The 14,799-nt window shown below is 72.2% G+C and carries 13 protein-coding genes; 10 read left to right on the forward strand and 3 right to left on the reverse strand.

From position 1 onward, the window contains the following. Positions 1–27 precede the first annotated feature (27 nt). Positions 28–1,491, forward strand: coding sequence for a bifunctional UDP-N-acetylglucosamine diphosphorylase/glucosamine-1-phosphate N-acetyltransferase GlmU (glmU, locus tag ACK2IS_RS04255; RefSeq protein WP_409484908.1), 1,464 nt, complete (start codon positions 28–30; stop codon positions 1,489–1,491). After that, positions 1,488–2,477, forward strand: coding sequence for a ribose-phosphate diphosphokinase (locus ACK2IS_RS04260; protein WP_409484909.1), 990 nt, complete (start codon positions 1,488–1,490; stop codon positions 2,475–2,477). Before glmU ends, ACK2IS_RS04260 begins: the two co-directional genes overlap by 4 nt. A gap of 133 nt (positions 2,478–2,610) precedes the next feature. Here ACK2IS_RS04260 and ACK2IS_RS04265 read toward each other — a convergent pair whose 3' ends face one another. The 3 genes from ACK2IS_RS04265 to ACK2IS_RS04275 are packed head-to-tail and all read right to left on the reverse strand — an operon-like array spanning position 2,611 to position 4,203. Then, the gene (locus ACK2IS_RS04265; RefSeq protein WP_409484910.1) at positions 2,611–3,522 is read right to left on the reverse strand and encodes a hypothetical protein; all 912 of its coding nucleotides are present in this window, start codon (positions 3,520–3,522) and stop codon (positions 2,611–2,613) included. A 1-nt stretch (position 3,523) separates the two neighbouring features. Then, positions 3,524–3,769 carry an acyl carrier protein gene (locus ACK2IS_RS04270; protein ID WP_409484911.1) on the reverse strand — a complete coding sequence of 82 codons (246 nt, stop codon included), beginning with the start codon at positions 3,767–3,769 and terminating at the stop codon, positions 3,524–3,526. A 5-nt stretch (positions 3,770–3,774) separates the two neighbouring features. Then, the gene (locus ACK2IS_RS04275; RefSeq protein ID WP_409484912.1) at positions 3,775–4,203 is read right to left on the reverse strand and encodes a holo-ACP synthase; all 429 of its coding nucleotides are present in this window, start codon (positions 4,201–4,203) and stop codon (positions 3,775–3,777) included. 224 nt (positions 4,204–4,427) lie between these two features. On the opposite strand from ACK2IS_RS04275, the gene ACK2IS_RS04280 reads away from it, so the two are divergent. From ACK2IS_RS04280 to ACK2IS_RS04315, 8 genes are all read left to right on the forward strand, one after another. Further along, a complete protein-coding gene (locus tag ACK2IS_RS04280; RefSeq protein WP_409484913.1) occupies positions 4,428–5,768 on the forward strand; it encodes a UDP-glucose dehydrogenase family protein in 1,341 nt (446 codons plus the stop codon). 265 nt (positions 5,769–6,033) lie between these two features. Then, entirely contained in the window at positions 6,034–6,735 is a 702-nt protein-coding gene (locus tag ACK2IS_RS04285; protein ID WP_409484914.1) for a 50S ribosomal protein L25/general stress protein Ctc, read from the forward strand. A 117-nt stretch (positions 6,736–6,852) separates the two neighbouring features. Next, entirely contained in the window at positions 6,853–7,452 is a 600-nt protein-coding gene (gene pth / locus ACK2IS_RS04290) for an aminoacyl-tRNA hydrolase (protein ID WP_409484915.1), read from the forward strand. A 165-nt stretch (positions 7,453–7,617) separates the two neighbouring features. Continuing rightward, positions 7,618–11,214, forward strand: a complete 3,597-nt coding sequence (gene mfd / locus ACK2IS_RS04295) for a transcription-repair coupling factor (protein ID WP_409484916.1) — start codon at positions 7,618–7,620, stop codon at positions 11,212–11,214. A 189-nt stretch (positions 11,215–11,403) separates the two neighbouring features. Further along, a complete protein-coding gene (locus ACK2IS_RS04300; protein ID WP_409484917.1) occupies positions 11,404–11,658 on the forward strand; it encodes an acyl carrier protein in 255 nt (84 codons plus the stop codon). Then, positions 11,658–12,815: an acyl-CoA dehydrogenase family protein gene (locus tag ACK2IS_RS04305; RefSeq protein WP_409484918.1), complete on the forward strand. Its 1,158-nt coding sequence runs from the start codon at positions 11,658–11,660 to the stop codon at positions 12,813–12,815. Before ACK2IS_RS04300 ends, ACK2IS_RS04305 begins: the two co-directional genes overlap by 1 nt. Positions 12,816–12,886: 71 nt before the next feature. After that, complete coding sequence (locus tag ACK2IS_RS04310) at positions 12,887–13,813, forward strand: hypothetical protein (protein WP_409484919.1); 927 nt, start codon at positions 12,887–12,889, stop codon at positions 13,811–13,813. Between the two features lie 2 nt (positions 13,814–13,815). After that, a complete protein-coding gene (locus tag ACK2IS_RS04315) occupies positions 13,816–14,793 on the forward strand; it encodes a DUF1839 family protein (RefSeq protein ID WP_409484920.1) in 978 nt (325 codons plus the stop codon). The last annotated feature ends 6 nt before the right edge of the window (positions 14,794–14,799 follow it).

Here is a 14,799-nt window from a genome sequence, read left to right on the forward strand (position 1 = left end):
TCCGTCCCCGCCAGGCTGGAGCCTCTCGTGACCGCAGTCCGTCCCGCCGCCGTCATCGTCCTCGCCGCGGGTGAGGGCACCCGCATGAAGTCCGCCACCCCCAAGGTGCTGCACGCGATCGGCGGGCGCAGCCTCGTCGGCCACGCCATCGCCGCCGCCCGTGGCGTCGACCCGGAGCACCTGGTCGTCGTCGTCCGCCACGAGCGTGACCGGGTCGCCGCCCACGTCACCGAGGTCGCCCCCGACGCCCTGATCGCCGACCAGGACGAGGTCAAGGGCACCGGCCGGGCCGTCGAGTGCGGGCTGGAGCAGCTGCCGTCCGGCCTGACCGGGACGGTCGTGGTGACGTATGGCGACGTGCCGCTCCTGGAGCCGGCCACGCTGACGGCCCTGCTCGCGCAGCACTCGACCTCCGGCAGCGCCGTCACGGTGGTCACCGCCCACCTGGACGACCCGACCGGCTACGGCCGCGTCGTGCGGGACGCGGACGGGTCGGTCGCCGCGATCGTGGAGCAGAAGGACGCGACCGAGGAGCAGCGGGCGATCACCGAGATCAACTCGGGGCTCTACGCGTTCGACGGGCGGGTGCTGCGCGAGGCGCTGGACCAGGTCGGTACCGACAACGCGCAGGGCGAGAAGTACCTCACCGACGTCCTCGCCATCGCCCGGCGGCAGGGGCTGACGGTCTCCGCACACGTGGTCGACGACCTGTGGCAGACCGAGGGCGTCAACGACCGGGTGCAGCTGGCGACCTTGGGCAGGGAGCTCAACCGCCGGATCGTCGAGCGCTGGATGCGCGCGGGGGTCACCGTCGTCGACCCGGCCACCACCTGGATCGACGCCGACGTCACCATCGGCCGCGACACCGTCGTGCGCCCCGGGGTGCAGCTGCTCGGCGCGACGTCGATCGGCGAGGGCGCCGAGATCGGTCCCGACAGCACGCTGCAGGACACCCGGGTCGGGGACGGCGCCAGCGTGGTCCGCAGCCAGACCCTGCTGGCCGAGATCGGGGCCAGTGCCACGGTCGGTCCCTTCTCCTACCTGCGCCCGGGCACCGCACTGGGCGTCGCGGGCAAGATCGGCGGCTTCGTCGAGACCAAGAACGCCCAGATCGGGGACGGGGCCAAGGTGCCCCACCTGACCTACTGCGGGGACGCGGAGATCGGTGCGGGCACCAACGTCGGGGCCGGCACGATCTTCGCCAACTACGACGGGGACCACAAGCACCGGTCGCGGCTCGGCCGGCAGGTCTTCATCGGCTCCAACTCGGTGCTCGTGGCACCGGCGGAGATCGGTGACGGCGCCTTCGTCGCGGCCGGGTCCGCGATCACCGACCCCGTCGGGGCCGGCGAGCTTGCGGTCGCCCGCGGGCGGCAGCACAACAGCCCCGGATGGACGGTCAGGCGCCGCCCGGGGACCAAGGCAGCCGAGGCCGCAGCCGCCTCGGACGAGCACGACCAGGCGTCGAGCCAGGAGGGCACCACGCGATGACCGGTGTGAAGCGCACCAACGAGAAGAACCTCATGCTCTTCAGCGGGCGCGCCCATCCGGCGCTCGCGCAGGAGGTGGCCCAGCAGCTGGAGACCCAGGTGGTCCCCACGGACTTCCGGACCTTCGCCAACTCCGAGATCTACGTGCGCTTCATGGAGTCCGTCCGCGGGTCCGACGCCTTCGTGATCCAGAGCCACACGGCCCCGATCAACGAGTGGATCATGGAGAACCTCATCATGATCGACGCGTTGAAGCGGGCCAGCGCCAAGCGGATCACCACCGTCATCCCGTTCTACGGCTACGCCCGCCAGGACAAGAAGCACCTGGGACGCGAGCCGATCTCGGCCCGGCTCATGGCGGACCTGTTCAAGACCGCCGGCGCCGACCGGCTGATCACCGTCGACCTGCACACCGAGCAGATCTCCGGCTTCTTCGACGGCCCGGTCGACCACCTGCAGGCCATCCCGATCCTGTCGGAGTACGTCCACGACCGGTATGCCGGGCAGGACCTGGTCGTCGTGTCCCCGGACGCCGGTCGGGTCAAGGTCGCCGAGAAGTGGTCCAACCGTCTGGGGGGTACGCCGCTGGCCTTCATCCACAAGACCCGGGACGTGCACCGGGCCAACGAGTCGGTCGCCAACCGTGTGGTCGGCGAGGTCCAGGGCCGCACCTGCGTGCTGGTCGACGACATGATCGACTCCGGCGGGACGATCTGCCAGGCCGCGGACGCCATCATGGCCGCCGGGGCCAAGGACGTGGTCATCGTCTCCACCCACGCGATCCTGTCGGGCAAGGCCGTGGAGAAGCTCTCCGGGTCCCGCGCGTCCGAGGTGATCGTGACCAACACCCTGCCGATCCCCCCGGAGAAGCAGTTCCCCAAGCTGACCCAGCTGTCCATCGCTCCCCTGATCGGCGACGCGATCCGTGAGGTCTTCGAGGACGGCTCGGTCACCAGCCTGTTCGACCTGACCCACGCCGAGGACTGACCCACGCCGAGGACTGACGCACCGACGGTCCGGTCTCCCGCGTGCGAGTGCCCGGCCACCCTCGAGGTGGCCGGGCACGTGGGTCTCGTCCCGACGGCGGGCGACCGGGGTCACCGACCGCCGGGGAGAACCGTCACAGACCGAGCTGGGAGCGGACCTCGGCGGGCCAGTCGGACGTGCGCATGCCGTGGACCTTGAACAACGACAAGGCCACCCGCTCCAGCCCGAAGCCCATGCACGCCGTCTCGGCGGCGGAGCCGTCGGCCTGGCGGATCTCGAAGGCGTGCGTGAAGTGGTCGCCGTGCAGGTTGCCGGAGGCGAGGGCGACCGGAGGCAGGTCGGCACCGTAGGCGTCGATCAGCAGCTCCTTCTTGAGCGCGGCCGCGCGCTGGCCGCGCGCCATCAGCCGGCCGGCCCGACCGAAGAAGGGGTCGTTGGCCAGCTCGAGGTGCACGGGCAGCCCCAGCCCCTGCAGCATGTCCTCGGCGCGGTGGACCCAGTGGTCGCGGTGGTCGACGCACTCCTCGTGGCTGCCGACGTGCACCGACTCCTTCTGCCGGAAGTACGCCACCCGGTAGGGGTCGCCGGACGGTTCGTGGCGGAAGACCCACCCGAGGACGAGGTAGTTGCCGTTGACCTGCCGGCCGGACAGCGCGCCGTAGAGCGGGTGGCAGGCCGACGACACCATCGTCAGGCCCGCCGGCTGCAGGTGCCGGCGCCAGTCGCGGCCCTCCTCGCGGTCGGTGACCAGCTGCCGGTGCGCGTGGTCGTCGCCGTGGAAGGCGTCGATGCTGCCGACGAGGTGGGGCTGGGTGTCGACGTACCCCGTGCTCTCCAGGAGGGGCTGCGGGACCAGCGGGCCGAAGTGCACCGCCTGCTGCGGTCGGGTGGCGTAGAACTCGTCCAGGAGCCGCACGAAGCCCAGCACCACGTGCTCGAGCTCGTCGGATCGACCCCAGACGCCGGTGCGCCCGAGCGGGAGGTAGTGGCCTGCGGCGAGAATCTCGTCGAGGAAGTCCTGCTGCGCGTCCTGCAGGGCGGTCATGTCAGCGAAGCTGCTCGACGGCGTCCGCGATGGACTGCAGCGAGGAGAAGGTCTCGCGGGTCAGCATCGCGTCGGGGAACTCGATGTCGAGCTCCTCCTCCAGGGCCATCATGAGGTTGACGCTGCGGTGGGAGGTCATGCCGGCGTCGAAGAGGTCCTCGCCAGGGCGCAGGGTGGCCGCGTCCCGCTCGAGACCGGCGTGCGCGGCCACGACGGCGCGCACGTCCTCGATGGTGGTGGTGCTCATGATGCTCATCCTCTCGTGTCGGGGGAGGTCACGGGGCCGGGCGTGGTGAGCCCGGACCCTACTGCGGCGTAGGTCACGCTGTCGGCGCGGGTGGTGCGGATCTGCTCGACCTGCAGGTGCCGGACGCCTCGGGAGTCGGCGAGGGCACGGGGACGGCCGTGCAGGTGGACGGCGGTGGTGCCGGTCCCCAGGCCCAGCACCTCGACGTGGGTCCAGGGCCAGGGGTCGTCGTCGGTCGGCGCGAGCACCTTGGTGACGGCCTCCTTGGCCGCCCAGCGCCGCGCCGTGGCGGTGGCCAGGTCCGGCTCGTGGCGGCACTCGGCCAGCTCGCGGTCGGTCAGGACGAAGCGCAGGTAGCGGTCGCCGTGCCGGCGCAGGGCGCGCCGGACCTCGGCTACGTCGGTGGAATCGATCCCCACCCCCACCACGGTCATCCATCCGTCCTCACCTGCGTGGCCTCGCGCCGGGCTGCTGTCGCGCGCGAGCATCCCCCCTGGGCAGCCAGTGTAACGAGCCCCGTCCCGGCCCGGGGCCCGGACCTGCGCAGATCCACCCCTCGCCCCGGGATCACCCTCCGGCGCGATCGTTCACCCCCCGTTGGCATCGCCGTCGCCGTGTCGACACGTGCATCGGGGTGGCTGCGGGTCACCATGCCCGGGTGAAGATTTCGGTGATCGGTTGTGGATATCTGGGTGCGGTGCACGCGGCGTGCATGGCTGAGCTGGGGCACGAGGTGGTCGGCGTCGACGTCGACCCGTCGCGCGCGGAGCGGTTGGCGCGGGGGGAGGCGCCGTTCTACGAGCCTGGTTTCGCCGAGCTGCTGACGCGCAACGTGGAGTCGGGGCGGCTGTCGTTCACGACCGACCCGGCCGCGGTGGCGGGGGCCTGCGTGCACTTCGTCGGGGTGGGCACCCCGCAGCGGGAGTCAGGGCTGGCTGCCGACCTGTCCTACCTGGACGCGGCGGTCCGGGACCTGATCGCGGTGCTCAAGAAGCATCCGGTGCCGGGTGCCCTGGTGGTGGGCAAGTCCACGGTGCCGGTGGGGACGGCGGCGCGGCTGCAGCAGTGGTGCGCCGACGAGGGCGTGGACGCGACGGTGGTGTGGAACCCGGAGTTCCTGCGGGAGGGCTTCGCGCTGCAGGACACCTTGACGCCGGACCGGGTGGTGTACGGGCTGCCGGAGGACCGGGTCGCGGGGGAGCGGGCGCGGGACCTGCTGGACGAGGTGTATGCCGGGGTGCTCAGCCACGGCATGCCACGGCTGGTGACGAACTACCAGACGGCCGAGCTGGTCAAGGTCGCCGCGAACTCCTTCCTGGCGACGAAGATCTCGTTCATCAACGCGATCGCCGAGCTGTGCGAGGCCACGGGGGCCGACGTGACCCGGCTGGCGGAGGCGCTGGGGCACGACGAGCGGATCGGCCCGAAGTTCCTGCGGGCCGGGGTGGGGTTCGGGGGTGGTTGTCTGCCGAAGGACATCCGGGCCTTCATGGCGCGGGCGGGTGAGCTGGGCGTCGACCAGGCGTTGACCTTCCTGCGGGAGGTCGACGGGATCAACCAGCGGCGCCGGCAGCACGCGGTGGCGCTGGCCGAGCGGCACTTCGGTGGCGGGGTCGAGGGTCGGCGGATCGCGATCCTGGGGGCGGCCTTCAAGCCCGACAGCGACGACCTGCGGGACAGCCCGGCGCTGTACGTCGCGACGCGGCTGGTCGGTCAGGGCGCGGACGTGGTGGTCACCGACCCGATCGCCCTGCCAGGTCTGCACGCCCGTTACCCGCACATCCAGACGGCGCCGGACGCGCGGGCGGCGTGCGTGGACGCCGAGCTGGTGATGCTGCTGACCGAGTGGCGCCAGTTCACCTGCCTGACTCCCGACCAGCTCGGATCGGTGGTCAAGGACCGGGCGATCATCGACGGCCGCAACGCCCTCGAGCCGCGCACCTGGGAGGCGGCGGGCTGGAGCTACCGCGGCATGGGACGCGCCTCCACCACCTGGTGACGGGCCGACCGGGACCGTGCGTCCCCCGCAGGGGCCCACGGGCTTTTCGGCATACCCCCGGCTCGGTTATGCTGACGAGGTTGCCTCGGCGAGGGACGCTGCACGGGAGCCGACGCCTGGTCGCCCTTCGGGGACGGACCGGTCGGCCGATCGAGGAGCTCCGTGATCGACGCGGTGGTGGGAGCACCTCCCGCTGACGTGTCCGCCCCGCGCCCTGTCCCGCGTCGAGGCCCACCTCATCCCCACCACCCCCCGAGGAGTCGTCATGACCGACGCCATCAAGCTCTCCGCCGAGACCCGCACCGAGTTCGGCAAGGGCGCCGCCCGCCGCACCCGTCGTGAGGGCAAGGTCCCCGCCGTGCTCTACGGACACGGCACCGACCCCGTGCACGTGGCGCTCCCGGCCCACGACACCTGGCAGGCCCTGAAGAACACCAATGCCCTGCTCGCCATCGTCATCGACGGCCAGGAGCGGCTCGCCCTGGCCAAGGACGTGCAGCGCGACCCGATCAAGCCGGTCATCGACCACATCGACCTGGTCATCGTCAAGCGCGGCGAGAAGGTCACCGTCGACGTCCCCGTCACCACCGTCGGCGAGGCCGCTGCCGAGACCGTCGTCACCGTCGAGAACGGCACCATCCAGCTCGAGGCCGAGGCCACCCGCCTGCCCGAGGGCATCGAGGTCTCGATCGAGGGCCTGGAGGCCGGCACCCAGATCCTCGCCAAGGACCTGCAGCTGCCCGCCGGCTCCGCCCTGGTCGCCGACGAGGAGCTCCTGGTCGTCAACATCACCGCGATGATCTCCGAGGAGGCCCTGGAGGCCGAGCTCGCCGAGGCCGAGGCCGAGGCCGGCATCGAGAAGGAGGAGTCGGCGGAGGAGTCCGAGGAGACCGGCGCCACCAAGGAGCAGGCCGAGGGCGACGCCCCCGCCGAGAAGCAGCAGACCGAGGGCGGCGACGAGTCCTGAGCCTCGGCTCGGCTCGACCGCAGCACCGCTGCGCAGACCTGACGGACGCGGCGTCCGGGCTCCGGCCCGGGCGCCGTGTCCGGCGTCCGGCCACCAGAGCGATGGGACACTGACGGCATGACCTCCTCCGACACCTGGCTCGTCGTCGGTCTCGGCAACCCCGGCCGGGAGTATGCCGGGAACCGCCACAACGTCGGCGCCATGGCGGTGGCGGTGCTCGCCGCCCGCGCCGGCACGACCCTGCGCCGCCACAAGGCCCGCGCCGACGCCGCCGAGCTGCGCCTCGGCGCCCTCCCCGGCGGCGCTCCCGGGCCCAGGGTCGTCGTGGCGGTGCCCGCGTCCTACATGAACGAGTCGGGCGGCCCGGTCAAGGCCCTGATGTCGTTCTACAAGATCACCCCCGACCGGCTGGTGGTGCTGCACGACGAGCTCGACATCGACTTCGCGGTGACCCGGGTCAAGCGCGGCGGCGGCGAGGGCGGGCACAACGGCCTGCGCTCGATCAGCAGGGCCGTCGGCACCAAGGACTACCTGCGGGTCCGTCTCGGGATCGGGCGGCCCCCCGGTCGTCAGGACCCGGCGGACTTCGTCCTCCGGGACTTCTCCGGCAAGGAGCGGCCGGACGTCGACGTGATGCTGGAGGACACCGCCGACATCGTCGACGACCTGGTGACCCGCGGCGTGACCTTCGCCCAGGACCGCTGGAACGCCCGCTGACCACGCGCTGCCGCAGGTCGGCAGCAGCCCGAGCGGTCCCGGACAGCGGGCCCGGACCGGCCGGGGGGACGATGTCGGCCGGGGGGACGGTGTCGGCCGGGGGGACGGTCCCGCGGCGTAGGCTGGTCCGCGGCCCTCACCACCTGCGGAAGCGAGTACCTCCCCATGGCGCTGCCTGCCCTCCTCGACGTCCTCGGACGTGACGCCACCGTCCGTCGGGTGCTCGAGTCGGTCGGCCGGGAGCAGCTCGTCGACGTCGCCGGGGCCACCGGGTCCCGCGCCCCGCTGCTCGCTCTCCTGGCCCGGCAGGGCGAGGGGGGCACCCCGCTGCTCGCGGTGACCGCCACCGGGCGCGAGGCCGACGACCTGGCCGCGGCCCTGCGGTGCTTCCTGCCGCACGACGCCGTGGCCGAGATGCCCAGCTGGGAGACGCTCCCGCACGAGCGACTCAGCCCGCGCTCGGACACCGTGGGCCGTCGCCTCGCGGTGCTGCGCCGGCTCGCCCACCCGAGCGACCAGGACCCGGCACACGGCCCGATCCAGGTGCTGGTGGTGTCGGTCCGGGCGCTGATCCAGCCGATCGCCACGGGCCTGGGCGACCTCGAGCCGGTGGCCCTGCAGGCGGGCGACGAGCGCCCCCTGGAGCGACTCGTCGAGGAGCTCGTGGGGGCGGCCTACACCCGCACCGACCTGGTCGAGCGGCGCGGCGAGTTCGCGGTGCGCGGGGGCATCCTCGACGTCTTCCCGCCCACCGAGGAGCACCCGCTGCGCGTGGAGCTGTGGGGCGACACCGTGGAAGAGATCCGCTGGTTCCGGGTCTCCGACCAGCGCTCGCTGGAGGTGGCCCGGCACGGGCTGTGGGCGCCGCCCTGCCGCGAGATCCTGCTGACCGACACCGTCCGCGAGCGGGCCCGCGCGCTGGCCGACCGGCTGCCGGGCGTGGCCGACATGCTCGCCAAGATCGCCGAGGGCATCGCCGTCGAGGGCATGGAGTCCCTCGGCCCGGCGCTGGTCGACGGGATGGAGTCGCTGCTCGACGTGCTGCCCCAGGGCACCCACGTGGTGCTCTGCGATCCTGAGCGGGTCCGCACCCGGGCCCGCGACCTGGTCGCGACCAGCGAGGAGTTCCTGCAGGCCAGCTGGGCCAACGCCGCCGCCGGCAACGCCGTGCCCGTCGACCTGCAGGGGACCCTGGGCACCGCGTCCTACCAGTCCCTCGCCGACGTGCGCGACCACGCGCTCTCGACCGGACGACCCTGGTGGTCCCTCACCCCCTTCGCGGCCGACGCCGAGCTTGCCGAGCTCATGGACGAGACCGACGACGTGCTCTCCTTCACCCTGCCCACCGCGGACACCCCCGCCTATCGCGGCGACCAGGAGGCCGTGACCGCGGACCTGCGCGGCTGGCTGCAGGCCGGACGCCGGGTGCTGGTCACCACCGACGGCGCGGGCCTGGCCAAGCGGCTCGTCGAGCTGCTCGGCCAGAGCGGTCTCGCGGCCCGTCTGCTCGGCGAGGACGGGGCGCTGGAGCCGGGGGTCGCCAGCCTGGCCACCGGCACCCTGGGGCGCGGGTTCGTCTGCGACGGGGTGGACCTCGTGGTCCTCACCGAGGCCGACCTGACCGGCTCCGGCGGGCGGGCGGCCTCGACCAAGGACATGCGCAAGCTGCCCTCACGACGCCGCAACCAGGTGGACCCGCTGCAGCTGCAGCCGGGCGACTTCGTGGTGCACGAGCAGCACGGCGTGGGGCGCTTCGTGGAGATGATGCAGCGCACGGTCGGTGGCGCGACCCGCGAGTACCTCGTCCTGGAGTACGCCTCCTCCCGTCGCGGCCAGCCCGGCGACCAGCTCTTCGTGCCGACCGACCAGCTGGACCAGGTCACCCGCTACGTCGGCGGCGAGCAGCCGACGCTGTCCAAGATGGGCGGCTCGGACTGGCAGCGGACCAAGTCCCGCGCCAAGAAGTTCGTCAAGCAGATCGCCGGCGAGCTGATCCGGCTCTACAGCGCCCGGATGGCGACGCCCGGCCACGCCTTCGGGCCGGACACCCCCTGGCAGCGCGAGCTCGAGGACGCCTTCGCCTACGTCGAGACCCCCGACCAGCTCAGCTCCATCGACGAGGTCAAGGCCGACATGGAGAAGGCCGTCCCCATGGACCGGCTGATCTGCGGCGACGTGGGCTACGGCAAGACCGAGATAGCGGTCCGGGCCGCGTTCAAGGCGATCCAGGAGGGCAAGCAGGTCGCCGTCCTGGTGCCGACGACGCTGCTCGTGCAGCAGCACTACAACACCTTCTCCGAGCGCTACGCCCAGTTCCCGGTGACGGTCCGCAGCCTGTCCCGCTTCCAGTCCGACCGGGAGGCGCGCGAGGTCGTCGCCGGCCTCAAGGACGGCTCGGTCGACCTGGTCATCGGCACCCACCGGCTGCTGTCCAAGGAGATCGAGTTCAAGGACCTGGGCCTGGTCATCATCGACGAGGAGCAGCGCTTCGGCGTCGAGCACAAGGAGCAGCTCAAGGCGCTGCGCACGGCCGTGGACGTGCTGGCGATGAGCGCCACCCCGATCCCGCGCACCCTGGAGATGGCGATCACCGGGATCCGGGAGATGTCCACGCTGGCGACCCCGCCCGAGGAGCGCCACCCGGTCCTGACCTACGTCGGGGCGTACGACGAGAAGCAGGTCGTCGCCGCCGTGCGCCGCGAGCTGCTGCGCGAGGGGCAGGTCTTCCTGGTCCACAACAAGGTGTCGACGATCGAGCGTGCGGCGTCGCGGCTGCGCGAGCTCGTGCCCGAGGCGCGCGTCGAGACCGCTCACGGGCAGATGGGCGAGCACCGCCTGGAGCAGGTGGTGCTGGACTTCTGGGAGAAGAAGTTCGACGTCCTCGTGTGCACCACGATCGTCGAGACCGGGCTGGACATCTCCAGCGCCAACACCCTCATCGTGGAGCGGGCGGACGTGCTCGGCCTGTCCCAGCTGCACCAGCTGCGCGGCCGGGTGGGTCGCGGGCGCGAGCGGGCCTACGCCTACTTCCTCTACCCGCCCGAGAAGCCGCTCACCGAGACCGCGCACGACCGGCTGCAGACCATCGCCAGCCACACCGACCTCGGCGCCGGCATGCAGGTGGCCATGAAGGACCTGGAGATCCGGGGCGCGGGCAACCTGCTGGGCGGCGAGCAGTCCGGCCACATCGCCGGGGTCGGCTTCGACCTCTACGTCCGGATGGTCGGCGAGGCCGTCGCCGACTTCCGCGGCGACGACTCGGCCACGCAGCCGCTGGAGATCAAGATCGAGCTGCCCGTCGACGCCCACCTGCCGCACGAGTACGTGCCGGGGGAGCGCCTGCGCCTGGAGGCCTACAAGAAGCTCGCCGTGGTCGAGGACGAGGCGGCGCTCTCGGACATCGTCGCCGAGCTGACCGACCGCTACGGCACCCCGCCGCCCCCCGTGGAGAACCTCATCGAGGTCGCCCGCCTGCGCACCGTCGCCCGCCGGGCCAAGGTCAACGACATCGGGGTCCAGGGCAAGTTCGTGCGCTTCGGGCCGGTGGAGCTGCGCGAGAGCCAGCTGTTGCGGCTCGAGCGGCTCTACCCGGGCACCGTGGTCAAGGGCCAGCAGCACCAGCTGCTCGTCCCGGCGCCGATGACCGCCCGGGTGGGCGGCAGGGTGCTGCGGGACGTGGCGGTGCTGCGCTGGGCGGCGGACCTGGTGCAGGCCGTCATGCTGGACGACATCGCGGCGGCTGCGAGCGCGGCCAAGGCCTGACCATATCCGTGACTGAGGATGACCCTGTGTAACTGGGTGGTACGAAGCGGTGACCAGGTACGGGGTAGTGCCCCGAATTCCCCCACGAGCCACCTGCCCGCGCGGCTAGAGTCGCGGCACGGGCCGCCGGTGGGGGAGACAACGGCTGGGCCCGGCCCGCACGAGGTATCGATGAGCAAGGGTCCATCCATGTCTGCAGACACCATCAGCACCGCCATCCGCTCGGCGCTCGCCGAGGCCGGCCGCCTGCGCGTCGACGCGCACGGCATACCCGCCGACGCCGATCTCTATGCCGCGGGGCTCACCTCGCACGCCACCGTCAACGTGGTCCTCGAGCTCGAGGAGACGCTTGACATCGAGATCCCCGACAGCCTCCTGGTGAAGTCCACCTTCGCCTCCGTGGCCACCCTCGAGTCGGCGCTCACCCCGCTCGTGGACGCCTGATGGCCACCCTCCAGCGCGACGACGTCGTCGCCGAGGCGCGGCGGATCGCCACCGAGGTGGCCGCCCCGCACGCCGCCGAGGTCGACCGTGACGGCCGCTACCCCCGGGAGGCGATGCAGGCGATCGCCGAGGCCGGGCTGCTCTCCGCGTGGCTCCCCACCGAGCTCGGCGGCGCCGGCGCGGACGTCGTGCAGATCGGCCTGGCCTGCGAGGAGCTCGCCAAGGGCTGCGCCTCCACCGCGATGATCTACGCCATGCACCAGTGCCAGGTGGCCTGCCTCGTGCACCACGGCCGGACGGCGTACTTCCAGGACCTGATGCGTCGCATCGCGCAGGACCAGCTCCTGGTGGGGTCCGCCACGACCGAGATGGGCATCGGCGGCGACGTGCGTCGCAGCCTGTGCCACGTCGACCAGGCCGAGGACGGCACCTTCGAGCTGGTCAAGAAGGCGCCGGTCATCTCCTACGGCGCCGAGGCCGACCTGATCTTCGTCACCGCCCGCCGGTCCGACGACGCGCCCGAGAGCGACCAGGTGCTCGTGGTCTGCGAGCGCTCGGACCTGAGCCTGGAGCCGCTCGGCGAGTGGGACACCATGGGCTTCCGCGGCACCTGCAGCCCCGGCTTCGTGCTGACGGCGCGCTCCCGCGCCGACCACATCTTCCCGGACGACTACGCCGAGCTGTCCGCCCGCACCATGCTTCCCGTCGCCCACTCGTTGTGGTCCTCCTGCTGGCTGGGTCTGGCCGAGGGCGCCACGGCGGTCGCCCGCGGGGTCGTCCGGCAGGCGGCCCGCCGCTCGGGCGCCCTGCAGCCGGTCACCGGGCTGCGCATGGCCGAGCTCGAGGTGGTCCTGGAGACCTTCCGGGCCCGGGTCCACTCGGCGACGCGCTCCTACCTGGAGGTGGACCCCACCTCGCAGGAGGCCACGCTGCTCGGCCGGGCGATCGCCTTCAACACCCTCAAGGTCTACGCGGCCGAGACGGTGGTGGACGTGGTGGCCAAGGCGCTGCTCGTCGTGGGCATCGCGGGCTATCGTCGGTCCGGTGCGCTCAGCCTCGACCGCCAGCTGCGGGACGCGTACGGTGCCCAGCTGATGGTCAACAACGACCGCATCCTCGGCAACACCGCCCAGCTCGAGCTGATCTACAAGGGTTGATCGCGGGGTATGGCGATCGTCGCCGCCCCCGACCCGGACGCCCCCGTCGCCATACCGGAAGGACCCATCGCATGTCCCGTCACGACCGCGAGCTCGCACTTCGTCAGGACCTGATCGACGCCGGCCACCTGGTCGAGCTGCCGTTGCGGGGCCTGTCGGCCTTCACCGGGGAGTTCGAGGCGGTGCTCGCCGGTGTCGAGCGCCTCGTGCACGAGATGGAGCCCGTCGAGGGCGTGCAGGTCATGTCCTTCCCGCCGCTGCTCACCCAGCCGGTCTTCGAGCGCACGGGTTACCTCGACTCCTTCCCGCAGCTCATCGGCTCGGTCGACGTCTTCACCGGCGACGCCAAGGCGCACAAGGAGATGATCGCCGCCAAGAAGGCCCGCGAGGACTGGACCGCTCACCTGGAGCCGGCCCGGCTGAACCTGCTGTCCGCGCCGTGCCACCAGACCTACCCGTTGCACGCGGGCACCACGATCGACCGGGCCTACACCTACGAGACCGGCAACCGCTGCTTCCGGCACGAGCCGTCCGACGACCCGATGCGGCTGGTGTCCTTCCGGATGCGCGAGAAGGTCTGCATCGGCACGCCCGACCAGGCCCAGGCGCACCGCGAGATCGGTCGCCGGGTAGGCCCGGAGCTGTTGACCTCGATCGGTCTGCACGTCGAGGAGGTGCCGGCCAACGACCCCTTCTTCGGCCGCGCCGCCAAGATCTTCGCCGCCGGTCAGCGCGACGCCGGGCTCAAGGTGGAGTTCGAGGTCAAGGTGTACGGCGAGGAGTATCCCGGCACCGCCCTGGGCTCCTCCAACTACCACAACGACCACTTCGGCCTGGACTTCGACATCACCACCGCCGACGGCGAGCTCGCCCACTCCTCCTGCATCGGCTTCGGCCTGGAGCGGGTCACCGTGGCGCTGTTCGCCACCCACGGCATGGACGTCTCCTCCTGGCCTGCTGCCGTCCGGCGACGGCTGGGCCTGGACCCCGCGGCCTGATCATGCACCTGGACCTCGGGGGGCTGACCCAGGAGTCGTTCGTCCCGCACCGCCTGCACCGAGACGACCGGGTCTGGACCCAGACGAACTGCTACCTGGACATCTGGATCGAGATCACGGCGGCGCTGGGGCTGCCGCCCGAGCCGCTGGGCGTGTGCGCTCTCAGCGCGGGCACGGTCCCGGGCGCCTGGGCCTTCCTCAAGCCCCAGACCGACGACCTGCGCGAGCTCTACGGCCTGGAGGTGGGCGAGATCGCGCTGTGGCGCACGGTGGAGCAGCACGTCGTCGACCACCTGGCGGCCGGCGAGCTGCTGACCGTCGAGTCCGACGCGTGGTACCTCCCGGACACCGAGGGGGTGTCCTACCGGCTCGACCACGTCAAGACCACGATCGTGCCGGTGGCCGTCGACCCGGGCGCCCGCCGGATGACCTACTTTCACAACTCGGGGCTCTACGAGCTGGCGGGCGACGACTACGACGGCGCGCTCGCCCGCGAGGGGGTCGAGTGCTGCGCCCCGCAGCCCTATCTCGAGCGGGTGCGTCTCGTGGGCGGGCTGCGCGACGAGGCGGTGGTGCGGCAGGCGGCGCTGCGGCTCGCGGCGGACCACCTCGCGCGACGGCCCGACGGCAACCCGGTGGCCGAGCTCGCCGCTGCCGTGCGGGAGCTCGTGCCGTCGCTGCCCGAGCGGGGGATGGGCTTCTTCCACCGCTACTCGTTCACGGCGACCCGGCAGCTGGGCCTGACGGCGCAGGCCGCGGCCGACGCGACCCGCTGGCTGGCCGCCGGTCCGGGGGCGGCCGAGGCCGAGCTGTCCTGCGCGGCGGCCGACTTCGACGTGGTGTCCCAGGAGATGAAGAACCTCCAGTTCGCCCTGGCCCGGATCACCGGTGGCCGCTCCCGCGACGTCGAGCCGACCCTGGCCCGCGCCACCGGCTGCTGGGGCGCGGCCGTCGACCGCGTCGCGGCCGCCCTGGCCTGAGGGAGC

The organism is Arsenicicoccus dermatophilus, assembly GCF_046267915.1.
Taxonomy (GTDB): domain Bacteria; phylum Actinomycetota; class Actinomycetes; order Actinomycetales; family Dermatophilaceae; genus Arsenicicoccus; species Arsenicicoccus dermatophilus_A.